23 protein-coding genes are annotated in these 23,301 nt (G+C 64.2%); 13 read left to right on the forward strand and 10 right to left on the reverse strand.

From position 1 onward, the window contains the following. Positions 1-4 precede the first annotated feature (4 nt). The 3 genes from ACPPVR_RS15155 to mddA are packed head-to-tail and all read right to left on the reverse strand — an operon-like array spanning position 5 to position 2,532. Positions 5-757, reverse strand: coding sequence for a hypothetical protein (locus ACPPVR_RS15155; RefSeq protein WP_426614996.1), 753 nt, complete (start codon positions 755-757; stop codon positions 5-7). Between the two features lie 30 nt (positions 758-787). Then, positions 788-1,765, reverse strand: coding sequence for an NADPH:quinone oxidoreductase family protein (locus ACPPVR_RS15160; RefSeq protein ID WP_426614997.1), 978 nt, complete (start codon positions 1,763-1,765; stop codon positions 788-790). Then, positions 1,762-2,532: a methanethiol S-methyltransferase gene (mddA, locus tag ACPPVR_RS15165; RefSeq protein ID WP_426614998.1), complete on the reverse strand. Its 771-nt coding sequence runs from the start codon at positions 2,530-2,532 to the stop codon at positions 1,762-1,764. Before mddA ends, ACPPVR_RS15160 begins: the two co-directional genes overlap by 4 nt. A 148-nt stretch (positions 2,533-2,680) precedes the next feature. On the opposite strand from mddA, the gene ACPPVR_RS15170 reads away from it, so the two are divergent. Next, entirely contained in the window at positions 2,681-4,228 is a 1,548-nt protein-coding gene (locus ACPPVR_RS15170) for an alpha/beta fold hydrolase (RefSeq protein ID WP_426614999.1), read from the forward strand. A gap of 59 nt (positions 4,229-4,287) precedes the next feature. On the opposite strand, the gene ACPPVR_RS15175 is transcribed toward ACPPVR_RS15170, so the two are convergent. Continuing rightward, positions 4,288-4,941 (reverse strand): TetR/AcrR family transcriptional regulator, encoded by a 654-nt coding sequence (locus ACPPVR_RS15175; RefSeq protein ID WP_426615000.1) that lies wholly within the window; start codon positions 4,939-4,941, stop codon positions 4,288-4,290. A 245-nt stretch (positions 4,942-5,186) separates the two neighbouring features. On the opposite strand from ACPPVR_RS15175, the gene ACPPVR_RS15180 reads away from it, so the two are divergent. From ACPPVR_RS15180 to cynS, 7 genes are all read left to right on the forward strand, one after another. Further along, on the forward strand, positions 5,187-5,729 hold the full coding sequence (locus ACPPVR_RS15180) for an OsmC family protein (RefSeq protein WP_426615001.1): 543 nt from the start codon (positions 5,187-5,189) through the stop codon (positions 5,727-5,729). Positions 5,730-5,766: 37 nt separating this feature from the next. After that, entirely contained in the window at positions 5,767-6,900 is a 1,134-nt protein-coding gene (locus ACPPVR_RS15185) for an acyl-CoA dehydrogenase family protein (protein ID WP_426615002.1), read from the forward strand. Positions 6,901-6,950: 50 nt separating this feature from the next. Then, complete coding sequence (locus ACPPVR_RS15190; RefSeq protein ID WP_426615003.1) at positions 6,951-7,829, forward strand: sulfurtransferase; 879 nt, start codon at positions 6,951-6,953, stop codon at positions 7,827-7,829. Between the two features lie 117 nt (positions 7,830-7,946). Continuing rightward, complete coding sequence (locus ACPPVR_RS15195; RefSeq protein ID WP_426615004.1) at positions 7,947-9,329, forward strand: CmpA/NrtA family ABC transporter substrate-binding protein; 1,383 nt, start codon at positions 7,947-7,949, stop codon at positions 9,327-9,329. 169 nt (positions 9,330-9,498) lie between these two features. Continuing rightward, positions 9,499-10,338, forward strand: a complete 840-nt coding sequence (gene ntrB, locus ACPPVR_RS15200) for a nitrate ABC transporter permease (RefSeq protein WP_426615005.1) — start codon at positions 9,499-9,501, stop codon at positions 10,336-10,338. Positions 10,339-10,342: 4 nt separating this feature from the next. Further along, positions 10,343-11,266: an ABC transporter ATP-binding protein gene (locus ACPPVR_RS15205; protein WP_426615006.1), complete on the forward strand. Its 924-nt coding sequence runs from the start codon at positions 10,343-10,345 to the stop codon at positions 11,264-11,266. Between the two features lie 32 nt (positions 11,267-11,298). Beyond that, positions 11,299-11,787, forward strand: coding sequence for a cyanase (gene cynS / locus ACPPVR_RS15210; RefSeq protein WP_426615007.1), 489 nt, complete (start codon positions 11,299-11,301; stop codon positions 11,785-11,787). A gap of 47 nt (positions 11,788-11,834) precedes the next feature. Here cynS and purB read toward each other — a convergent pair whose 3' ends face one another. Together purB and ACPPVR_RS15220 are read right to left on the reverse strand one after the other, a co-directional pair. Beyond that, on the reverse strand, positions 11,835-13,274 hold the full coding sequence (gene purB, locus ACPPVR_RS15215) for an adenylosuccinate lyase (protein ID WP_426615008.1): 1,440 nt from the start codon (positions 13,272-13,274) through the stop codon (positions 11,835-11,837). An 84-nt stretch (positions 13,275-13,358) separates the two neighbouring features. Further along, a complete protein-coding gene (locus ACPPVR_RS15220; RefSeq protein WP_426615009.1) occupies positions 13,359-13,682 on the reverse strand; it encodes a DUF1476 domain-containing protein in 324 nt (107 codons plus the stop codon). A gap of 321 nt (positions 13,683-14,003) precedes the next feature. Between ACPPVR_RS15220 and purC the strand changes: the two genes are divergently transcribed. Together purC and purS are read left to right on the forward strand one after the other, a co-directional pair. Beyond that, entirely contained in the window at positions 14,004-14,771 is a 768-nt protein-coding gene (gene purC / locus ACPPVR_RS15225) for a phosphoribosylaminoimidazolesuccinocarboxamide synthase (protein WP_173015815.1), read from the forward strand. Between the two features lie 12 nt (positions 14,772-14,783). Continuing rightward, the gene (purS, locus tag ACPPVR_RS15230) at positions 14,784-15,023 is read left to right on the forward strand and encodes a phosphoribosylformylglycinamidine synthase subunit PurS (protein ID WP_148773046.1); all 240 of its coding nucleotides are present in this window, start codon (positions 14,784-14,786) and stop codon (positions 15,021-15,023) included. 161 nt (positions 15,024-15,184) lie between these two features. Here purS and corA read toward each other — a convergent pair whose 3' ends face one another. Next, the gene (gene corA, locus ACPPVR_RS15235) at positions 15,185-16,201 is read right to left on the reverse strand and encodes a magnesium/cobalt transporter CorA (RefSeq protein WP_426615010.1); all 1,017 of its coding nucleotides are present in this window, start codon (positions 16,199-16,201) and stop codon (positions 15,185-15,187) included. Positions 16,202-16,368: 167 nt separating this feature from the next. Here corA and purQ point away from each other — a divergent pair, with 167 nt between their 5' ends. Both purQ and ACPPVR_RS15245 read left to right on the forward strand, forming a co-directional pair. Beyond that, positions 16,369-17,070, forward strand: a complete 702-nt coding sequence (purQ, locus tag ACPPVR_RS15240; protein WP_426615011.1) for a phosphoribosylformylglycinamidine synthase subunit PurQ — start codon at positions 16,369-16,371, stop codon at positions 17,068-17,070. Then, a complete protein-coding gene (locus ACPPVR_RS15245; RefSeq protein WP_426615013.1) occupies positions 17,067-18,038 on the forward strand; it encodes a tripartite tricarboxylate transporter substrate binding protein BugD in 972 nt (323 codons plus the stop codon). The genes purQ and ACPPVR_RS15245 overlap by 4 nt, the downstream gene beginning before the upstream one ends. 12 nt (positions 18,039-18,050) lie before the next feature. Here ACPPVR_RS15245 and ACPPVR_RS15250 read toward each other — a convergent pair whose 3' ends face one another. Continuing rightward, positions 18,051-18,977 (reverse strand): DMT family transporter, encoded by a 927-nt coding sequence (locus ACPPVR_RS15250; RefSeq protein WP_426615015.1) that lies wholly within the window; start codon positions 18,975-18,977, stop codon positions 18,051-18,053. A gap of 75 nt (positions 18,978-19,052) precedes the next feature. Continuing rightward, on the reverse strand, positions 19,053-19,532 hold the full coding sequence (locus ACPPVR_RS15255) for a PaaI family thioesterase (RefSeq protein WP_426615016.1): 480 nt from the start codon (positions 19,530-19,532) through the stop codon (positions 19,053-19,055). Between the two features lie 183 nt (positions 19,533-19,715). Between ACPPVR_RS15255 and purL the strand changes: the two genes are divergently transcribed. After that, entirely contained in the window at positions 19,716-21,926 is a 2,211-nt protein-coding gene (gene purL / locus ACPPVR_RS15260) for a phosphoribosylformylglycinamidine synthase subunit PurL (protein ID WP_426615017.1), read from the forward strand. Positions 21,927-22,039: 113 nt separating this feature from the next. Here the strand turns inward: purL and ACPPVR_RS15265 are convergent, their stop codons facing one another. Then, the gene (locus ACPPVR_RS15265) at positions 22,040-23,227 is read right to left on the reverse strand and encodes an acyltransferase family protein (RefSeq protein ID WP_426615019.1); all 1,188 of its coding nucleotides are present in this window, start codon (positions 23,225-23,227) and stop codon (positions 22,040-22,042) included. Between the last annotated feature and the right edge of the window lie 74 nt (positions 23,228-23,301).

Here is a 23,301-nt window from a genome sequence, read left to right on the forward strand (position 1 = left end):
AGCGTCATCCTCGTCCGAGTTGCACGTCGCGATCCACCGCGATCCATGTCGTCCTCGCTACGGCCAGCAGCCTCCCGGCTTCATCATGCAGCGCGGCCTCGGCGGCGCGCTTGCGGCCGTCGCGGCCGGTGGGCCATGCCGTGATGACGCAGCGGTCGCCGGGGCGCGGGCGGGCTTCGATTCGGGCTGACATCCGTCCCAGCAGGAGCGGTGCCTGGCCAAAGCTGCCGCTCTCTTGATTGTAGTTGCAGGCATAGCCCGTTGGACAATCGAGCGCCGACCAGAGAAATTCGGGCGCGATCAGACCGTCCTCGGCAGCGAGATTTGGATCGGGGGTCCAACTCGCCGCGAGAACGGGCGTGTGCGCGTGACGTCCGAGCGGTCCGGCGAAGATGCGCAGGCCGTCGCCTTTCGCCCGCGCAGGGCCGCAGACGAAGCAGGTCGGCAGCGGATGTTCGTGCGGCTTCACCGGCGTCAGCAATTCAGCGGCACAGGCCTCCTCGAAACTGGCCGTCTCCAGCCGCGCGAGTTCAACGCCTGTCGCTCGTCCGGTTGCAACGACCTTGGCGCCGTCGCGAAGCTCCCATGTGCCGTCGTCCGTCGCGATGGCATCGAGCGGCGTGTCCAGCGGAGGCGGCGCGCGCAGCGTCACCTCCGCACCGCCGGGAATGTGGCGAGCCAGCCGGCCGCAGACATAGCCGCCATTCCCTGAGTTCGGAGGACCGCAATAGCGCTTGTCGATGATGATCTCTGTCATCGGATTCGTTCCCTCTTTCGTCGGCGTACTCTACCTCATCCGGAGGACAATTCGTCCCTGAACCGTTCGATTGGCCACCGCGCGCATGGCCTCAGTGACCTCCTCCAAAGGGAGGACACGGTCGATGTGCGGGCGGATTTGTCCGTTGGCGAGCAATTGCATGAGCGTGTCGTTCATGCGCGCGGCCTCTGCGGGGAATTTCTCCGCCCAGGCGCCGGCAAAGACGCCGATGATGGAGTAGTTCTTCAGGAGCGGGAGGTTCATCGGGATCTGTGGAATTTCGCCGCTGGTGAAGCCGATCGGCATCAGCCGTCCGCCCCATGTCATCAGCCGGGCCATCTGCTCGAGGATCGCGCCGCCGAGATTGTCGAAGCCGACATCAATGCCGTCCCCGCCGGTGATCGACTTGATCCGCTCGCGCAGATCTTCGCTGCGATAGTTGATGACCTCGCTGGCCCCGTAACCGCGCACCAGGGCGGCCTTGTCATCGGAGCCGACACCGGCGACGACGCGAAGGCCCAGATGACGGCAGAGGTCGACAGCGGCGAGCCCAACTCCGCCGGCAGCGCCGGTGACAAAAACGATTTCGCCGCGTTGCGCCCGTGCCCGCTCGACCAGTGCGTAGTAGGCTGTGCCGTAATTGTGCAGCACCGTCGCTGCGGCTTCGAACGTGACGCCATCAGGCAGCCGCACGCTTTTCGATTCCTTCGCGGTCATCCGTTCGGCGTAGCCGCCGGTCCAGCTGCTGCACGCCACGCGATCGCCGGGTGCGAATGTCGTGACCTTGTCGCCGACCGCTACGACGACACCGGATGCTTCCGTGCCGGGCACAAAAGGCGTCGGCGGCCGCATTTGGTAGAGGCCCGAGACCAGCAACTGGTCCATGAAACTGACGGAGGCCGCGTGGACGTCGATGAGAATCTCGTCGCCGGCCGGCTTCGGCTCAGCGATCTCACTGAGGCGCAAATTTTGCGGGCCGGTGAACTCTCTGCAGAGAACCGCTTTCATCGGGGCGCTCCAACAGGTCGGCGATCGTCCGTCCGGCGGCGACCGAAGAGACGTGGCACCAGCATGGGAACGCGCCGGCGATACTGCTGATAGGTCGCGCCGAACTCGGCGATCAGGTCCCGTTCCTCGAACCGCAGCGCGACCAGGATGTAGGCCGTGTTCGCGATCGCGAACAGCAAATGGCCGGCGGTCATCTTGGGCGTGGCCCAGAACGCGAGCAGAAAGCCCAGCATGAGCGGATGCCGCACGATCTTGTAGAGCAGCGGCGTCCTGAACGATTGACCGGGCATCTCGGTCCCGCGCAGCGCGACGAAAGCCTGGCGCAGGCCGAACAGATCGAAATGATCGATCATGTGGGTCGAGGCAAACGCGATCAACCAGCCGAGCCAATGGACGCCGATCAGCAACCAGGCCGCAATGCCGTTGACCTGCCAGACTGGTGCCGGGATCGCACGCCACTGCCAGAACAGCAGCAGGAGGATCAGGCTGGAGAACAGCACATAGGTGCTGCGCTGACACGCCACGGGAAGGATCTTGGCCCACCATCGCTTGAAAGCCGGGCGCGCCGTGACGCTGTGCTGGATTGCAAACAGGCCCAGCAGCAAAAGGTTGACGACGATGGCCTCGCCCAAATTCGAGGGGCCGCCGACGTCGATCGACTTCGGCACGACATAATTGCCGACGAAACCGAGCGCGTAGAGAAATGAAGCGGTAAATACCGCATAGCTCACGATGGCGTAGAGCAGGATTGCGAGGCGCGCGACCATGTTTTTTCCTATTGTGCGGACGGCGGCGGTGCCGCATGCAAAAGCCTGAACCGCTCGGTGGCGATCAGGCTCGATCGGGCCTGACTGTTACCGCCGGACCGTCCCCTGTCCGTCCCCCGGGGGCGTCGACCGGGGAGGGAGGACTTTTATGACGGCTTTCTCGCTTGGGACGTTCGGGTTCCCGGAGGTCCACGCCGACGGCCGCCCCATCAAGCTGAACCTGCGCAAGGGTCTTGCGCTGCTGATCTATCTCGCGGAGGCAAAGGGCACTGTTGCGCGGGACGTCATTGCCACGCTGCTGTGGCCCGAGACAGCTCGCGAGACCGGCCTCGCGCGATTGCGGCGTCTGCTTCATCGCATCGAGCTCACGCTCGGCCAGCCGGTCTTCGAGACCGACCGCAGCAGCCTGCGATGGTCTCCCGCGGTCGAGCTGAAGGTCGATACGCACCTGTTCGAGTGCGCCTGCGATCGCGGCGACTTTGAAGAGGCCTGCCGGATTTATCGGGGTGACTTCCTGGCCGGCTTCGTTCTGGACGACTGTCGCGAATTCGACGACTGGGCGTTCTTTCGCCGCGAAGCGCTGCGGGGACGGCTCATGCACGCGCTGGAGCGCCTGGTGCAGGACAGGACTGCCGCCGGCGACCATTTTGCCGCGACAGCGCATGCGGGACGTCTGGTCGAGCTCGATCCGTTCAGCGAGGTGTATGGCCGGCACCTGATCCGCAGTCTTCTGCTGGCCGGCGACCGAAGCGCGGCGGAGCGGCACCATTCGGCACTGACGCAGCGGCTGCGGGACGAACTCGGGGTCGCGCCGGAGGCCGAGACCGAGGCGCTCATGAGTCCCGCGGCGGCGGCGCAGGCCGTTCCGACCACACGTTACGTGAAGGGCGCCGGCGTGCATCTGGCCTATCAGACCTACGGAAGCGGCCCGCTCGATATCCTGGTCATGCCTGGCTTCGTGTCGCATGTGGAACGCGTCTGGGAGCATCCCGCGAGCCGGACGTTCCTCGCGTCGTTGATGAAGCTTGGGCGGCTCATTGTTTTCGATCGTCGCGGAATCGGGCTGTCCGACCGGGTCGGATCAGCCCCGGGGATCGACGTCACGGCAGAGGATATCGGCACCGTGCTGCGCGCGGCGGAATCGCGTCGCGTCGTGCTGTTTGGCGCATCCGAATGCGGGCCAGCCTGCATCAAGTTTGCGGTCGATGAACCGCGGCTCACGGCCGGGCTCATTCTGTTCGGCGCGCTGGCCAAGGGCTGCTGGGCGCCGGACTATCCGTATGCGTTGCGCACCAGCCAGTATGATGCATGGCGCCAGCAACTCATTGCGCAATGGGGTGGCCCGGCCGGGATCGAAACTTTCGCGCCGAGCCTTGCCGGCGATCCCCGGGCGCGCGCCTGGTGGGCCGGGCTGCTGCGCGCGGCGTCCAGTCCCGGCGGCATCTCCGCCGTGCTCGAAGCGTTTCGCGACGCCGACGTGCGACACCTTCTGGCGCAAATTGCCGTGCCGACGCTGGTGCTGCACCGTCGCGACGACCGCGCTGTGAGGATTGCGGCCGGACGCGATATCGCGGGCCGGATCGCCGGGGCGGAGTTCGTCGAGCTCGACGGCAACGATCACTGGTTCTTTGCGGGCGATCAGCAGCCGGTGCTCGAGGCGATCAGGCGGTTTACGGAGGCGTTGCCGCGGCGATAAGGCCGGTCTCGTAGGGTGGGCAATGCGAAGCGTGCCGACCCTACGAGATCTCTACAAGCTCACACCGCCTCGAGCTGATCCGCCGCGCGCTTCTTCCTCGCTTTCGATTGGCTGAGCAGGGGCCCTGCGGTCAGCGCTGCCGTATCCGCCACACCCGGATCGCGCGAGATCATTGCGGCCACGATCGCGCCGTCGATGATGAGGCCGAGCTGATGCGCGAGCACCGTGGGCTCGCCCGATCCGAGCTCGCCGGCCAGCTTCTCGATATGGCCGAGCACGATCTTCTTGTGCTTCATTGCAATGTTGCGGAATTGCTTGGCGTCCTTGTCGTGCTCGCCGACCGCATTGATGAAGGGGCAGCCGTAGAAGCGCTCTTCGGCGAACCAGCTCTTCAGCGCCGGGAAGATGCGCGTCAGCTTCGCCTGCGCGTCGCCGCCGCCTTCTTCCATGGCGCCGACGAACCATTCGCGCCACTGCTTGCCTTCGCTCTCCAGCACCGCATTGACGAGATTGGTCTTGGAGCCGAACAATTTATAGAGCGTGGTCTTCGCGGTGCCGGCTTCCTCGATGATCGCATCGATGCCGGTGGCGTTGATTCCGTTCTTGCAGAACAGATGCGTCGCGGCGCTCAGCAGGCGCCCGCGCGCGGACTCGTCTTCACCAGCGGCGGCGTGAGGCGAGTTGGATTTCTTCTTCGATGACGTCTTGACCATGGCCCAAACTTAATCGCAGCCGCGCTGCATCAGCAAGCCGCATCTGTTCCGAGCCGAAAAGATTCGCAAGGGGCAGGTCATCTGCATCGCCTTTGAGCAGGGGGCGGCTGACCAATCCGCAGGCAGCGCCGGCTAAGTGGCTCCAATGCTTGGCATTTTGTTTTCGGCCTGATCTGGCACGCTCCATGCAAGAAAACAGACCGTTCGGTATCCTGCCGAGTTCCTCGGCTGCCAGGGAGAAAATGATGACTGCCGTCGTTCAAAAGACAGTGCTGACGGGTTGCCTCGCGCCCATCGACAAGAATGGGCTCGAGCAACTGATCGCCAACGGCAAGGCCAATCCCAAGGTCGTCAAGACCTTGAAGTGCAAGACGGTCGCGGAAGGAAAATTCCGCCACGCCAACTACGTCCGCAATTTGCCGCCCTACATCGTCGACGAGCCGCCGGGCCTTCTGGGCGACGATACCGCGCCGAATCCGTCGGAGGCGTCGCTGGCCGCGCTCGGCTCGTGCCTCGCGGTCGGCCTGCACGCTAATGCCGTGCATCGCGGCTGGATCGTCAACAAGCTCGAGCTCGAGCTCGAAGGCGACCTCAACATCAGCGCGGTCTGGGGCACCGGCGATGTCTCCGACAAGCCGGTTGGTTTCACCGACGTGCGCGTCAAGGTCGACATGGATTGCGAGGGCATCTCGCAGGACGAGATCAATGCGCTGGTCGCCCATGTGAAGAAATGGTCGCCGGTCGCCAACACTTTTACTCGCCCGGTCAATCTCGAGGTCGGCGTCTAGGCTGACGGCAACAGGACATAAGGTGCGGGAGACGATCATGGGTTCACTGGCTTTATCGCGGGTCGAAGCTTTAGATCAGCCCGCACCGTCCATTGCGGGCGAGGTGGCGCGGATCTCGCGGGAGCAGCTTGCGCCGCTCGCCGCCGGCATCGATGCCGGCTCGGTCTATCCGGCCGAAGTGTTGCGTGCGCTCGGCGCGGTCGGCGCCTGGGGCAGCCACATGCCGCACGAAGGGCCAGCCGATCTGCGCTGCGCGATTCAGGCGATGGCGGCGATCGGCGAGGTCTGCGGTGCCACCGCCTTCATGGCCTGGTGCCAGAACACGCTGGTCTGGTACGCGGCCAACTCGACCAACATGAAGCTCGCAAGACGCTTCGGCGATGCCTTTTCGACCGGCCGCGTGCTCGGCGGCACCGGGCTGTCCAATCCGATGAAGAGCTTCTTCGGTATCGAGAAGCTGAAACTGAAAGGGCGCAAGGTCGACGGCGGCTACGTCGTGCGCGGCGCGCTGCCCTGGGTCTCCAATCTCGGTCCCGACCATTATTTCGGCACGATCTTCGAGCGCGAGGACGAGCCGGGCATCGCAAGCGGCGAGCCCGGCTCCGTGATGTTCCTGGCCGATTGCTCCGATCCCGCGATCACGCTGACACCATGCAAGCCGTTCCTCGCCATGGACGGCACTGGTACTTACGGCGTGCAGTTCCGCGACGTCTTCGTGCCGGACGAGCTGATCCTCGCCGATCCCGCCGCGCCCTTCGTCAAGAAGATCCGCGCCGGCTTCATCCTGCTCCAGGCGGGCATGGCGCTCGGCCTCATCAGGGACTGCATCAACATCATGGACGAGGTCGATGGTTCGCTCGGCCACATCAATCGCTACCTGCCGCAGCAGCCCGTGCATTTCCGCGATCTCGCCGCCGAGCTCGAGGCGGAGACGATGGCGCTGGCGCGCGATCCCTACAATGAGGAGGAGACCTACTGGCGTAAAGTGATCGCACTGCGCTTGCGCGCCGGCGAGGCCAGCGTCGCGGCGGCGCATGCGGCGATGCTGCATTGTGGCGCGCGCGGCTACCTCAAAAGCCACCGCGCGCAGCGGCGCCTGCGCGAGGCCTATTTCGTCGCGATCGTCACGCCCGCCACCAAGCAGTTGCGCAAGATGCTCGCCGATTCCTGATCTTCACGAGTCCACCCCCACGTCCACTGAACCTCAACGGAGAGGCTGCCATGACTGACGTTCTGATTAGTGCCGTCGAACTTGCCGATCTCTTGAAAACCGAGCCGTGTGTCGTGATCGACACGCGTAATCCCGACGCCTACGCCGCCGGGCATATGCCCAACGCCGTCAACGTGCATGAGATCTTCACTTTTCTGGCGACCTCGACCCCGGAGGGGATGAGCGAGCTGAAGACAAAGTTCGCCGACGCCTTCGGCGGCGCAGGCCTCTCCGGCAAGGAAACGGCTGTGATCTACGAGCAGTCGATGAGTTCAGGATTCGGCCAGTCCTGCCGCGGCTACTATCTCCTCACCATGCTCGGCTATCCCAAGGTCAAGGTGCTGCATGGCGGTTTCGACGCCTGGGCCGGCGCGGGCTTTCCGGTGACGAAGGACATCCCGGCGCCGGCAAGGGCCTCGTTCGCGATCGTGCCTCAAGCGGGCGAGATCCTGATCGACGCCAAGACCATGCTAGGGGCCGTCGGCAAGCCGGGTGTGGCCATTCTCGATGTGCGCGATGTCGACGAATGGATCGGCGACAGCTCGTCGCCCTACGGCAAGGACTTTTGCCCGCGCAAGGGGCGCATCCCCGGCGCCGTCTGGCTGGAATGGTACCGCATGATGAAGCCGACCGCCGAGGGCCCGCGCTTCAAGTCCAAGGACGAGATTCTGGCCGAATGCGCCACCGTCGGCATCTCGACGACCACGCCGGTCTATCTCTACTGCTTCAAGGGGGCGCGTGCCTCGAACACCTTCCTCGCGCTCAAGAACGCCGGCGTGAAGGACGTGCGGATGTATTTCGGCTCCTGGAACGAATGGTCGCGCGATCCCTCGCTGCCGATCGAGCAGGGGCTGCCGATTGCTGCCCAGGTAACAGGCAAGGCGGCATAGAACCTGCATGTTTCCCGTGGCCCGGCTGCTCAAGGCGCAGCCGGGCCACGATGGAATTTTGACTTGACGCGCGGGCGACGAGGCCTGTCGCGCAGTGTGACAAAGGGGCGCAGTGTTATGTCCACGTTCGACGATCCGTTCGATGCCGACCGTAATCTCGGGGCGGGCTGTGTTTGCGGCCAGCATCGCTCCGCGACGGAGCACGAGCAGGCGGCGTTGACGCTGCGCTGCGAGCCGGTCGAGAGCGAGGAGAAGCGCTACGAGGGCGTGGTGGCGTCTGCCGTGATGCGCGCAATGTTTCCGCAGGACGCGGCGCGGCGCGCGTTCCTGAAATCGGTCGGTGCGTCGACCGCGCTTGCCGCGCTGTCGCAATTCTTCCCGATCAAAACGGCAACTGAAGTGTTTGCCGAGACCGGTGCGCCCGAGAAGAAGGATCTCAAGGTCGGCTTCATCCCGATCACCTGTGCGACGCCGATCATCATGGCGGCGCCGCTCGGCTTCTACGCCAAGCACGGCCTCAACGTCGAAGTGGTGAAGACCGCCGGCTGGGCGGTGATCCGCGACAAGACCATCAACAAGGAATACGACGCCGCCCACATGCTGGCGCCGATGCCGATCGCGATCTCGCTCGGTCTGGGTGCCAATGCGATTCTGTTCTCTGTGCCCGCGATCGAGAACATCAACGGGCAGGGCATCGTGCTTGCGACGAAGCACAAGGACAAGCGCGACCCGAAGGACTGGAAGGGCCTGAAATTCGCGATTCCATTCGACTACTCCATGCACAATTATCTGCTGCGGTATTATCTCGCCGAGCACGGAATTGATCCCGATACTGACGTGCAACTGCGCTCGGTGCCGCCGCCGGAGATGGTCGCAAATTTGCGCGCCGACAACATTGACGGCTTCCTCGCGCCCGACAACATCTGCCAGCGCGCCATCTATGACGGCGTCGGCTTCATGCATCTGCTCTCGAAGGAGATCTGGGACGGCCATCCCTGCTGCAGCTTTGCTGCCAGCCGCGAGTTCATCACCACGGCCCCGAACAGCTTTGCGGCGCTGACGCGCGCCATCGTCGATGCCACGGCCTATGCGTCGAAGGCGGAGAACCGCAAGCAGATCGCGGAGGCGATCGCGCCGGCCAACTATATCAACGCGCCGGTGACGGTGCTGGAGCAGGTGCTGACCGGCACCTATGCCGACGGCCTCGGCGGCGTGAAGACCGACGCAAAGCGCGTCGATTTCGATCCGTTCCCCTGGCAGTCGTTTGCGGTGTGGATGCTGACGCAAATGAAGCGCTGGGGCCAGATCAAGGGCGATGTCGACTACAAGGCGGTCGCCGAGCAGGTGTATCTGGCGACCGACACCAGGAAGCTGATGACCGAGATGGGCCTCACGCCGCCCACGAGCAGCTACAAATCGTTCGCGGTGATGGGCAAGAATTTCGATCCGGAAAAGCCGGAGGACTACGTCGCGAGCTTCAAGATCAGGAAGGCGTCGTGAGGAGTTGCACTGCCTCCCCGCTGTCGTCCCGGCGAAGGCCGGGACCAATACCGCGTGATCCATCGATCGCGATCGGTAGAAGTACCAGACAACGAGTCTTCGCCAAACGTCTCCCTGTGGTTATGGGTCCCGGCCTTCGCCGGGACGACGCGTGGAGAGATATCTCGAGATGACCACCTCCCTCCGCCTCCGCGCCGGCCTCGTATCGATCGCGCTGCTCGCCGCATTCCTCGGCATCTGGCATCTCGCCGTGCGTTCGACCGCGCCGGTCGCCGCGATGAGTCCGGAATACGCCAAGCTGATGGGCCTGACCGCGACGCAGGGCAAATCCGCGATGCCCGGGCCGCTCGACGTCGGCGCCAAGCTCTGGGAGCATCTGAGGCGGCCGTTCTACGACAACGGGCCGAACGACAAGGGGCTCGGCATCCAGCTCGCTTATTCCATCGCGCGTGTCGGCAGCGGGTATCTGCTCGCCGTGCTCGTCGCCATCCCGCTCGGCTTCCTGATCGGCATGTCGCCGCTGCTGAGCCATGCGCTCGATCCCTTCATCCAGGTGCTGAAACCGATCTCGCCGCTGGCCTGGATGCCGCTCGCGCTCTACACCATCAAGGATTCCTCGATCTCCGCGATCTTCGTCATCTTCATCTGCTCGATCTGGCCGATGCTGCTCAACACCGTGTTTGGCGTGGCCAGCGTGCGCAAGGAATGGATCAACGTCGCGCGCACGCTGGAGGTCGGAACGCTCCGGCGCGCCTTCACCGTGATCCTGCCGGCGGCGGCGCCGACGATTTTGACCGGCATGCGGATCTCGATCGGCATCGCCTGGCTCGTCATCGTCGCCGCCGAGATGCTCGTCGGCGGAACCGGCATCGGCTATTTCGTCTGGAACGAGTGGAACAACCTCTCGATCACCAACGTCATCATCGCAATCCTGCTGATCGGGATCGTCGGCATGCTGCTCGACCAGATCCTGGCGCGTTTCACGCGCATGGTCACGTTTCCGGAGTAGGGCGGTGACGGGCAAATTCATCTCCATCGAGGGCATCGCCAAGCGCTATCCCGGCGCCAGCGGCGCCACGACCACCGTGTTCGAGAATCTGTGGCTGTCGATGGCGCGCGGCGAATTCTGCTGCGTGATCGGCCATTCCGGCTGCGGCAAGACCACGGTGCTCAACATCCTGGCCGGCCTCGACGCACCGAGCGAGGGCGCCGTTATCGTCGACGGGCAGGCCATTTCGGGCACCAGCCTCGATCGCGCGGTGATCTTCCAGAGTCACGCGCTGCTGCCTTGGCGCACCGTGCTCGGCAATGTCGGCTACGCCGTCAGCTCGAAATGGCGCAGCTGGGATCGCGCCAGGGTCAAGGCGCACGCGCAGACCTTTATTGATCTCGTGGGCCTCACGGGTTCGGAACACAAGCGACCGTCCGAGCTTTCCGGCGGCATGAAGCAGCGCGTCGGCATTGCGCGGGCGCTGTCGATCACGCCGAAGATGATGCTCATGGACGAGCCGTTCTCCGCGCTCGACGCACTGACGCGCGGCACGCTCCAGGACGAGGTGCGGCGGATCTGCCTTGAGACCGGGCAGACTGCGTTCATGATCACGCATGACGTGGACGAGGCGATTTACCTGGCCGACAAGATTTTTCTGATGACCAACGGTCCCGGCGCGGTGCTGGCCGAGGTCGTCGAAAATCCGCTGCCCAGGGATCGCGGGCGCACCGACCTGCACCGGCATCCGCTGTACTACGCGTTGCGCAACCACATCATCGATTTCCTGGTGACGCGCAGCAAGACGTTCACCGCCGAGAAGCCCGATCATGATCCGCGTAATGTGCCCGTGGTGCATATTGGCAAGCCCGGGCTGACGATCGCGTCCGGCGGAGAAGAGCAACGACAGACACGGATACCCGGGACCAGTCCCGGCAAAACTGCCTAGAGACAAGACTGCCTAGAAGAGGAGACCTTGACATGAAACGCGAAGACCTCACCGAAAAGCTGCTCGACATCAAGCGCGAGAAGGGTTGGAGCTGGAAATACATCTGCGGCAAGGTCGGCGGCTATGCCGAGGTGCTGATCGTCGGCGCGATCCTCGGCCAGATGAAGCTGACAAAACCGCAGGCGGCGAACGCCGGCGAACTGTTCGGCCTGTCGAAGGCCGAGACCGCGATGCTCAACGAGGTGCCGATGCGCGGCACCGGCACGCCGATGCCGCCGACCGATCCGCTGATCTACCGCTTCTACGAGATGGTGATGGTCAACGGCCCGGCCTGGAAGGCGCTGATCGAGGAGGAGTTCGGCGACGGCATCATGTCGGCGATCGACTTCGACATGGCGATCGAACGCGTCGCGAACCCAAAGGGCGACCGCGTCAAGATCACGATGTCAGGCAAGTTCCTGCCGTACAAGTATTACGGCGCCAGCGGCAACGTCCCGGAATACGGCTTCAAGGAAGAGTAGACTGCGAATGGCGGATTGCGAGTAGGGTCTCACCCACTCGCTATTCGCTACAAAATCGCGCCCGGGGTGTAGCTGGCCGCTTCAGGCTTGGCCCGGGCGAGAGCGTCGACCTGCTCGGCGAAGTAATCGACCTGGGCGCCGGCGTCGCCGGAATTGGCGCGGCCGTGGTCGAGCACGCGCTGCAATTCGGCTTCGCTCAAGCCGAGGCGCTGGTCGGCGGCGAGGCGTTGCAGCAGGTCGTTCTGCACGATCTTGCCGGTGCGCAGGTCGCGAATGGCCGCGACCGCATGTTCCTTGATCGCCTCGTGCGCGCCTTCACGGCCGGCGCCCTTCTTCACAGCTTCCATCATGACCGTGGTGGTCAGCAGGAAGGGCAAATAACGGTTGAGCTCGGTCGCGACGACGGCTTCGAACACTTCCATCTGGTCGAGCACGGAGAGCAGGGTTTCGAGCAGTCCGTCCATGGCAAGGAAGGCATCCGGCAGCATCACGCGGCGGACGACGGAGCAGGAGACGTCGCCTTCGTTCCACTGATCGCCGGCGAGCCCTGCGGCCATGGCGAGATAGCCCTTCAACACCACATGCAGGCCGTTGATGCGCTCGCAGGAGCGGCTGTTCATCTTGTGCGGCATGGCGGAAGATCCGACCTGGCCTTTCGCGAAACCTTCGCTGGCGAGTTCGTGGCCCGCCATCAGGCGAATGGTCTTGGCGAAATTGCCGGGGCCGCTGGCGAGCTCAGTGAGCACGCTGACCGCACGGAAGTCGAGGCTGCGCGGATACACCTGACCAACAGCGTCCAGGCTCTTGGGCAGACCGAGGTGACCGAGAATGCGCTGCTCGAGTGCGCGAGCCTTTCCGGCATCGCCATTGAACAGGGTGATCTGATCGAGCCGCGTGCCGACAGCGCCCTTCAGGCCGCGCGCCGGATAGGTGTTCAGCACATTGACCAGGCTCTGGTGCGCCAGCAGCATCTCTTCGCCGGACATGGCGATGCGCTTGCCGAGCGTCGTGACCTGCGCGGCCACGTTGTGCGTGCGCGCGGTGAACGGGATGTCGCGCAATTGCTGCGCGTGCTTCGCAAAACGAATCAGCGCGGCGATGCTCTTGGTCTCGATCAGCTGCAGTCCGCGGTAGACCTGCAGTTGCTCCACGTTCTCGGTGAGGTCGCGGCTGGTCATGCCCTTGTGCAGGTGCTCATGACCGGCAAGATCGCAGAACTCCTCGATGCGCGCCTTGACGTCGTGGCGGGTGACGCGCTCGCGCCGCATAATGGAGTCGAGGTTAATCTGGTCCTTCACGCGCTCGTAGCTCTCGATCACCCCATCGGGCACCGGAATACCGAGGTCGCGCTGGCCCTTGAGCACGGCGATCCAGTAGTCACGTTCGAGGCGAACCTTGCCTTCGCCGCTCCAGATGGCGCGCATGGCGGGCGAGGCATAGCGTTCGGCGAGGACGTTTGAGATGTGATCCTGGGACATGCCGCCCATTTGGCATTGCCCGGGGCTGGCTGCAAGCCCGGGAGCGCGAGCGGCGAACGGGATTTCGGTCGCGATTCGCCGCTCCCGATTCGCCTATTTCCCCGCCTTCACCTCGGCCGCCGCCACGGCGATCAGCTCGCTCATCTTGGCGCGAATCGCCTGCTCGGTGACGGCGACGGTTTTGTCGCCGAAATCGGCCATGACCTTGCGCAGGACGTCGCCGTCGCCGGCTTCCTCGAAATCGGCCGCAACGACCTCCTTGGCGTAAGCCGCGGCTGCATCCCCGGTGATTCCGAGCTTTTCGGCCGCCCACAGGCCAAGCAGCCGGTTGCGGCGGGCCTCCGCCTTGAATTTCTGCTCCTCGTCGAGGGCGAACTTTTTCTCAAAGCCTTCCTCGCGCTTGTCGAACGTGGTCATGCCTCTGCCAATTCCCTGCTGACTGGACCCGGCGGCCCTCGTTGCGATGGCCCCGGTGCATGCCTAGATAGGGGGCACGAATCGGCAAAACAACGAGCCGTTAAGCCGCAGGCAAGGCGGTATAAGTTGGCGTCGGATGAGCCGGATCGATTGTGCTGGGACAGCCAATCGGATAGGTTGCCTGAAGGCTTGGTTCCCGTTCTGTTTCCAAGGGTTATAGACGGGTTCAAGGCTGTTCACGGCAGCTCCGCCGTGGGTCGTAGTTCTCGTAAACCGGAGCACACCAAATACATGGATTTCAACAAAACACGGTACATCCCCATGAGCCGTCGGCGTCGCATTTATGAAGGCAAGGCAAAGGTTCTTTACGAAGGTCCGGAGCCCGGTACCCTGATCCAGCACTTCAAGGATGACGCGACCGCGTTCAATGCGAAAAAGCATCAGGTGATCGAGGGCAAGGGCGTCCTCAACAACCGGATCTCGGAGTACCTGTTTCAGCACCTCAACGACATCGGGGTGCCGACCCATTTCATCCGCCGCCTCAACATGCGCGAGCAGTTGATTCGCGAGGTCGAGATCGTGCCGCTCGAGGTGGTGGTGCGGAACGTGGCCGCCGGCTCGCTGTCGCAGCGCCTCGGCATCGAGGAAGGCACGCAGCTGCCGCGCTCGATCATCGAGTTCTACTACAAGAACGACCAGCTCAACGACCCCATGGTGTCGGAAGAGCACATCACTGCCTTCGGCTGGGCCACGCCGCAGGAGATCGACGACATCATGGCGCTTGCCATCCGCGTCAACGATTTCCTCACCGGTCTCTTCCTCGGCATCGGCATCCGCCTCGTCGACTTCAAGATGGAGTGTGGGCGGCTGTTCGAGAACGAGATGATGCGGATCATCGTCGCCGACGAGATTTCGCCGGATAGCTGCCGTCTGTGGGACATCAAGTCGAACGAGAAGCTCGACAAGGATCGTTTCCGCAGGGATCTCGGCGGCCTGCTTGAGGCCTATACCGAAGTGGCAAAGCGTCTCGGCATCCTGATGGAGAACGAGCGTCCGCAGGGCTCCGGCCCGGTGCTGGTGAAGAGCTAAGGGGATCTCGACGTGAAGGCACGTGTCACCGTTACCTTGAAGACGGGCATCCTTGATCCGCAGGGCAAGGCCATCGAAGGCGCGCTGAAGTCGCTCGGCGTCGACGGCGTCGCCAGCGTGCGCCAGGGCAAGGTGTTCGACATCGAGCTCGCCGGCGCCGACAAGGCCAAGGCGGAGGCGGCATTGAAGGATGCCGCCGACAAGCTCCTGGCGAACACCGTGATCGAGAATTATCGGGTCGAGATCGTCTGAGCCGCCTCGTAAACCCTCATGGTGAGGAGGCGCGCAAGCGCCGTCTCGAACCATGCGGGCCCGGCTCTCGCACCTCGGCCTTCATCCTTCGAGATGCGCGCGAAGAGCGCGCTCCTCAGATGAGGAGCTGGACTGGACGCAATCGTGGAAGTGGCAGCGCCTCACAGCCATCCGACGCGGCGGAAGCGCCAGTACAATCCAAGGCAGGCGAGCGCCATCATTCCCATGACGACGAAATAGCTGTACTCCCATTGCAGCTCGGGGATGTATTTGAAGTTCATCCCGTAGATGCCCGCGACCGCGGTGGGCACGGCGAGGATCGCAAGCCACGAGGCGAGCTTCTTCGACACTGCCGTCTCCTGCGCCTGGCCGACCAGCAGGCTCGCTTCGAAGGCGAAGGCCAGCACCTCGCGCATGGAATCGATGCGCTCCTGAATGTTGCGGACGTGGTCGGTGACGTCGCGGAACAGGGTCTGCATGGCCGGCCGCACCATCGACAGCTCGTCATGCTCCAGCCGGCGGCAGACTTCGACCAGCGGCCCGATCGCGTTGCGCAGACGCAGTAAGTCGCGGCGCAGCATGTAGAGCCGCTCGATCTGCGCCTTGGTGATCGCGTTCGAGAGCACGTAGTCCTCGATCTGCTCGACCTCCTCGTGAATGCTCTCGAGCACGGGCGAATAATTGTCGACGATGAAATCGAGGATCGCATAGAGGATGTAGTCCACGCCGCGCGCCAGCGCGCGGGGGCAGCTCTCGCAGCGTTCGCGCACCGCGGTGTAGGAGGTCGAGGCGCCGTGGCGGACGGTCACGAGATAGCCGTCGCCGATGAAGATGTGAGTCTCGCCGAAGGCGATCCGGCCCTCGATCAATTGCGCCGTGCGCGCGACGATGAACAGGGCCTCGCCATATTGCTCGATCTTGGGCCGCTGATGGGCGTTGTTGGCGTCCTCGATGGCGAGTTCGTGCAGATCGAACTGCTTCTGCACCGCGCCGAGCAGCGCCATGTCGGGCTCGTGCAGCCCGATCCAGACCACATGGCCGGGCTTGGCCCGCCAGCTCGAGGCCTCGCTAACGGCGATGTTGGCGACGCGCCGGCCGTCGACATAGGCACCGGCAGCGACGACGCCCTCGGAGGCCACTGGTTCGGACTGGGATGCGGGCAGCGACGGGACATTCATGGCTTCAATCCCGGGCAAAATCGTTGAGCAGACGTGCCGTGGCTATGGTCTGTGTACAAGGCCGCCCGGCAAGGCTAGCACTGGTAAAATCCCCGTCAAATGGCTATGTCTCTTCACGATTTGGCCCGCGGGCCAACCCGATTCCCCCACCCGTTGGAACCTGAATCATGAAAGCCGCCATCCTCGTCTTTCCCGGAATCAACCGTGAGCGCGACATGGCGCGCGCGTTGAGGCTGATCTCGGGCCACGAGCCGGCGATGGTTTGGCATGCCGAGACGTCGCTGCCGGTAGGCACCGATCTCGTGGTCGTGCCCGGCGGCTTCTCCTACGGCGATTATCTGCGCTGCGGCGCAATTGCCGCGCGCGCGCCGGTGATGGACGCGGTGCGCGACTATGCCGCCAGGGGCGGGCTCGTGCTCGGCGTCTGCAACGGCTTTCAGATCCTCTGCGAATCCGGCCTGCTGCCCGGCGTGCTGATGCGCAATGCGCGGTTGAAATTCATCTGCAAGGACGTGCATCTGCGCGTCGAGCGCTCCGACACCCCGTTCACCCGCGGCTACAATGCGGGCCAGGTGATCCGCGTGCCGGTCGCGCATGGCGAAGGCAATTACGAAGCGGATGACGAGACGGTCAAGCGGCTCGAAGGCGACGGGCGGGTGCTCTATCGCTATTGCTCCGCCGAGGGCGTGGTCGACGAGAGCCACAACATCAACGGCGCGGCGCATTCCATCGCCGGCCTCGTCAACGACAAGGGCAACGTGCTCGGCATGATGCCGCATCCGGAAAACCACGTCGAAGACATCATGGGCTGCACCGACGGCCGCGGCCTGTTCGCAGGCCTGGTCCAGCATCTGGACAAGGCCGCGTGATTTCATTCGTGCTGAAGCGGTGTCTCGCCACGCTTGCGGCGTTGTCGCTCGCGACCGCTGCGTTCGCGCAGGATTTTCCCAAGCGTCCGATCACCATGATCGTGCCGTTCGCAGCCGGCGGCACGTCGGACGTCATCGCGCGCACCGTCGCCGAGCAGATGGGCGTGGCGCTCGGCCAGACCATCGTGATCGAGAACGTCGCCGGCGCCGGCGGCTCGACCGCGCTGGCGCGCGCCTCTCGCGCCGACCCTGACGGCTACACCATCGCGATCGGCAATGCCGGCACCAATGCTGCGACCTATACGATCTATCCAAAACTGCCGTTCACGCCGGATTCCTTCGTGCCCATCGCCATGGTGGCGAAAACGTTCGGCATCATTGCTTTGCGCAAGGATTTTCCGGCCAAGGACCTCAAGGAGTTCATCGCCTACGCCAAGGCAAACCCCGGCAAGATCAATCTCGGCCATGCCGGCGTCGGCTCGTCGAACTACCTGATCTGCAAGAGCTTCGTCACGGCGGCCGGGATCGACGCCACGCTGGTCGGCTATCGCGGCGCATCGCCTGCGCTGACCGATGCGATCGGCGGCCAGATCGACGGCGTCTGTGATGCGGCGGCCTCCGTCTCGCAGTCGATCAACGAGAAGCTGGTGCGGGGGCTCGTGGTCGGCTCGACTGTGCGGCTCGCGACATCGCCCGATCTGCCTACCTCTGCCGAAGCGGGACTGCCCGAATTCGAGGCGCAGGGCTGGAACGGGCTGTTCGCGCCGAAAGGCACGCCGCCGGCCACTATTGCCAGGCTGAATGCTGCCGCGCGCATCGCTGTCGAGTCCGACGCGGTGAAGAAGCGCTTTGCCGAGCTCTCGACCGTTGCACCCGACGACAACGAGCACACGCCGGAGCTGCTTCAGCAGCTTGTGACGCGCGACGTCGAGAAATACCGGAAACTGCTGGCGGACGACGCCAAGTAGCAACGCTTCGCTTTACCGCAGCTTCAGCCGTTCGGCGGGTACCGTCATGGCTGCGACGCCCGCCATGACAAGCACCAGTCCCAGCACGAGGTTCGACGGCACGCTCTCGCCAAGCAGCAGCACGGACAAGCCCACGCCGATCGGGATGCGCAGATAGCCTTGCGCGTTGGTCGTCAGCGTGCCGAGCCGTCCCAGGCACATGTAGAACAGCATCAGCCCGAGCGCGCTCGAAACGATTCCCATGACGATGGTGGCTGTGATCGCCGTTGGCGTCGGGTGCAGCGTCCAGGGCTGGTCGATCATGAGCGAGGGCGGCAGCAGCAGGAGGCCGCCGAACAGCAGCGAGCCGGCCGCCACCACCATCGGGTCGTATTCGGACAGCCGCAGGCCAAAGATCGTCGCGCAGGCAAAGGAGATGGTGGCGAGCAGGATCGCGATCTCGGCCACGATCTCGCTTCCGAAGCCACGCAATGCGTCGAGCCCGATGATGGCGATTGTGCCGGCGAGACCGAGGATCGCGCCCAGGAGCTTCAGGAGCGTTGCCGGCTCGTGCCGGGTGATCAGCGAGGTGATCAGGAAGGCGAAGATCGGCGTGGTCGAGGCCAGCACCACCGTGTTCGACGCCGGCACATATTGCTGCGACCATGTGATGATCAGGAACGGAAAGGTCGAGTTGATCAATTGCTGGGTCGCGAACAGCTTCCAGGCCTTGGCGTCGGTGGGGACCCTGACGCCGCGCATCCACAGGATCGCGAAGAGGAAGGCCGCCGCGATCAGCGAGCGCGCCGAGATGAAGGTGATCGGCGGGATGGTGTCCAGCGCGAGCTTGGCCAGCGGATAGGTCGAGCTCCAGCAGCAGGCGAGCGCGAACAAGAGCGCATAGTCACGCCAGTTGCGCGCGCCGGTGGCTACGATGGACGACGATGTGCTCTGCGGCACCTTGGTCTTGCTCCCCCGCGCAAAGGCGCTTTTTGCAACTGTGGGCGAGGGGGCGCGAAAAGGGAAGGTGCCGAGCTATGCGTTTGCCTGCAGTGCCGGCTTCCGCTTCACCCGCTTGATCGTGCCGGAAAAGGTGAACAGCGGCCGTCCGCCCGAGGTCAGCTTGCCCCGAAGGAAGATCAGCGAGCCGCCGGCGCGGGATACTTCACCGGTGCATTCGATCAGCTCGCCCTCGCGTGCTGCGTCGAGGAAATCGCAGGCGAAATTGGTGGTCACGGCCGGACCGTCCAACTCGTGGGTGGCAATCGCGAACAGGCAATAGTCGGCGAAGGCCATGAAGCAGCCGCCATGGACGTTCTTGCCGCCGTTGAGGTGCTTTTTCTCGACCCGGAAGGCGCAGCGGACGCTGCCGTCATCCTCGATCCTGTGCCAGAAGGGGCCGATATGGCTCTCAAAACTGTCGCGAATCCAGGTTCGCCAACCCGTAAATTCGCCCTCGGTGGCGATGTGCAGATCGGGGCGGCGGGGCGGGGGCGCTTTGGTCAATTCGTGCAAGGAAATGGGCCTTCAATTACGGGTCTTTAGTCCTTAAATCCGATCCGTCCGTACGTTGCAATTCCTGTTCCCGCATCCCCCGACCGCAAAACGTGGGACAGCGGTAAAATGCGCCATAAAGGGCTTTTCGTGAGCCCTCGATGTTCCTAAGAACGGCCAACCGCCGCCGAAAGCCCCGAATCCATGAAGAACGAACCCAAGATCACCCCGGAACTGGTTGCCGCCCACGGGCTCAAGCCCGACGAGTATGAGCGCATCCTGAAGCTGATCGGGCGGGAGCCGACCTTCACCGAGCTCGGTATCTTCTCGGCGATGTGGAACGAGCACTGCTCGTACAAATCCTCGCGCATTCATCTGAAGGGGCTGCCGACGAAAGCGCCCTGGGTGATCCAGGGCCCCGGCGAGAATGCCGGCGTGATCGACATCGGCGACGGCCAGGCCGTGGTCTTCAAGATGGAGAGCCACAACCACCCGAGCTATATCGAGCCCTATCAGGGTGCGACCACCGGCGTCGGCGGCATCTTGCGCGACGTCTTCACCATGGGCGCGCGTCCGATCGCCTGCCTCAACGCGCTGAGCTTTGGCGCGCCGGAACATGCCAAGACCCGGCATCTGGTTTCCGGTGTCGTTGCCGGTGTCGGCGGTTACGGCAATTCGTTCGGCGTGCCGACTGTTGGCGGCCAAGTGCGCTTCCACACCCGCTATGACGGCAACATCCTCGTCAACGCGATGGCGGTCGGCCTCGCCGATACCGACAAGATCTTCTATGCGGCGGCCTCCGGCGTGAACATGCCGATCGTCTATCTCGGCTCCAAGACGGGGCGGGACGGCATTCACGGTGCCTCGATGGCGTCAGCCGAATTCGATGACAAGTCCGAGGAGAAGCGCCCGACCGTGCAGGTCGGCGATCCCTTTGCCGAGAAGCTGCTGCTCGAGGCCTGCCTCGAGATCATGGAAGCCGATTGCGTGATCGCGATCCAGGACATGGGCGCGGCCGGCCTGACCTGCTCGGCGGTCGAGATGGGCGCCAAGGGCGACCTCGGCGTCGACCTCGATCTCGACGCGGTGCCGACCCGCGAGACCGGCATGAGCGCCTACGAGATGATGCTCTCGGAGAGCCAGGAGCGCATGCTCATGGTGCTCAAGCCGGAGAAGGAAAAGCAAGCCGAGGCGATCTTCAAGAAGTGGGGGCTCGACTTCGCGGTGGTCGGCTACACCACGCCGAGCAAGCGCTTCGTGGTCAAGCATGGCGGCGACGTCATGGCCGATTTGCCGATCAAGGAACTCGGCGACGAGGCGCCGCTTTATGACCGCCCGCACGTCCCCTCCGCCGCGCTGCCGGTCGTGCACGCGCGCGAGGTGCCGGCGCCGATGGGCGTCGGTGCGGCGCTGGAGAAGCTGATCGGCACGCCGGACATGTGCAGCAAGCGCTGGGTCTGGGAGCAATACGACCACGTCATCCTCGGCAACACCATGCAGCGTCCCGGCGGCGATGCCGCCGTGGTGCGCGTGCAGGACGGGCCGAAGGGGCTGGCGCTGACCGTCGACGTCACGCCGCGCTATTGCGAGGCCGATCCCTATCAGGGCGGCATGCAGGCGGTGGCGGAAGCCTGGCGCAACATCACGGCCGTCGGCGGCAAGCCGCTCGCGATCACCGACAATCTCAATTTCGGCAATCCGGAGCGGCCCGAGATCATGGGGCAGTTTGTCGGCTGCCTGAAGGGCATTTCGGAAGCCTGCCGCGCGCTCGACTTCCCGGTCGTGTCCGGCAACGTCTCGCTCTACAACGAGACCAACGGCCGCGCGATCCTCCCGACGCCCTCGATCGGCGGCGTCGGCCTGCTCGACGACTTCACCAAATCGGCTTCGCTCGCCTTCAAGGCCGAGGGCGAGGCGATCCTGCTGATCGGCGAGACCCATGGCTGGCTCGGCCAGTCCGTCTATCTGAGCGACATCTGCGGTCGCGAGGAGGGCGCTCCGCCGCCGGTCGATCTCGCCGCCGAAAAGCGCAATGGCGACTGCGTGCGCGGCATGATCCATGCGGGCACCGCGACCGCGGTGCACGACCTCTCGGACGGAGGCCTCTTGATCGCACTTGCCGAGATGGCGATGGCGAGCGGCATCGGCGCAAAACTGCTCGCGGCGCCGACGTCGCTCGTCCCGCAAGCCTATTGGTTCGGCGAGGACCAGGCGCGCTATCTCGTCACCGTGCCGGAAACGGAGGCCGGCCGCGTGCTCGCCAAGATGCGCGGCTGCGAGGTGCCCTGCGTGCGGATCGGCACCACCGGCGGCGACGCGATCGCGATCGCGGGGGAGGCGCCGGTTGCGATCGACACGCTGCGGACCTCGTTCGAGCGCTGGCTGCCGGAGTATATGGGCGGGAAGGCGGCCTGATCGCCGCCACGTTCTCCGTTATTGCGAGCGTAGCGAAGCAATCCAGACTATCTCCGCGGAGGGATTCTGGATTGCTTCGCTACGCTCGCAATGACGAGTTGAGAGAGTGTGCCTCACAGCACGTGCGAAGCCCCCGGAATCTTCCGTAACGCCGCCGTCAGCCTCCAGCTCAGCAGCACCGTGAGCGCGAAGCCGATCGCGGCCTTCACGATTGCTGGAAGCTCGTAGTCGAACAGCGCATATTGCAGCCACAGCGCAATCGGGTAGTGCACCAGGAACATGCCATAGGCGTCCGCCTGCATGCGGTCGAGCAGGTTCGGCCCCGGTGATTTCTGGTGCAGGAAGAAGGCGAGGATCGCGAGCAGGATCGAGGCCGAGAACAGCACGAAGAACGTGCCGTAGATCGCCTGGTACCAATGCGGCTGCGGGTCGGGATTGCCGAGGATCTCACGCTTGACGTAGATCATCACCCACATCAGGCAGTAGGGGATCAGCGTGACGCCCACCCACAGCCAGCGGTTCTTCGGCAATTGGCCGTCGGCGCTGAGAATGCCGCGATCGAAATTCGCAGCACCAACGCTGACACCAATGAAGAAATAGGCGAAGTAGAGCAGGATGCGGCTCGCCTGCACCGAGAATGGTCCGAACTCGAACCATCTGTTGCCGCCGAAATAGAGCAGCGCCGGCACATAGACGATGAGGGTGACGACGACCAGTGTCAGCCAGAATGCGGCCGGCTGTTCGAACCCGCGAAGCGAGACGCGGTTGCCGGGATCGACCAGGTGCGCCGAGATTCGGTACAGCAGGCTTGCGGTGAGGTCGAAAGCAAGCAGCACCCACACGAACCAGATCGGCCCGCTCGGCCACGGTCCCACCGTCACCGTCTTCCACCAGAACGCGGCAAAGGTCAGCTCGGGATTTTGGCGCAGCGCGATCGCGTAATAGGCGAGCGGGATGACCGTGAGGGCCGCGATCGCGAATGGCAGCCCCAGCCGCAGCAGGCGGTCGCGCAGGAACACCGACGGTGCCTTGCGCGCGATGCCAGGCCAGGTGAACAGTCCGGACAGGAAGAAGAACATCGCCATGAAGAAACTGTCGGTCGCGAGCACGACGACGTCGAAGCCGATCCAGGAGGTCGGGTCGGTGTGGCCGAAATAGGTGTAGGGAATGACGGCGTGATGCAGCAGCACCACCAGCGTCAGGAAGGTGCGCGCGCGGTCGAGCGACAAATTGCGCGCCTTGCTTTTTGGCGCGGCGTGAACCTCTGCACCGACCGTCGCAGAATGTGACATCGTGATCATGGCCGCCCCGGTCGCGCTTCTTCCCGGCCGGACTCTGCAACCGGGAACTCGATTCAGCAAGGGCAGTCTGTGCC

This window comes from Bradyrhizobium sp. McL0616 (assembly GCF_049993385.1).
Lineage (GTDB): Bacteria > Pseudomonadota > Alphaproteobacteria > Rhizobiales > Xanthobacteraceae > Bradyrhizobium.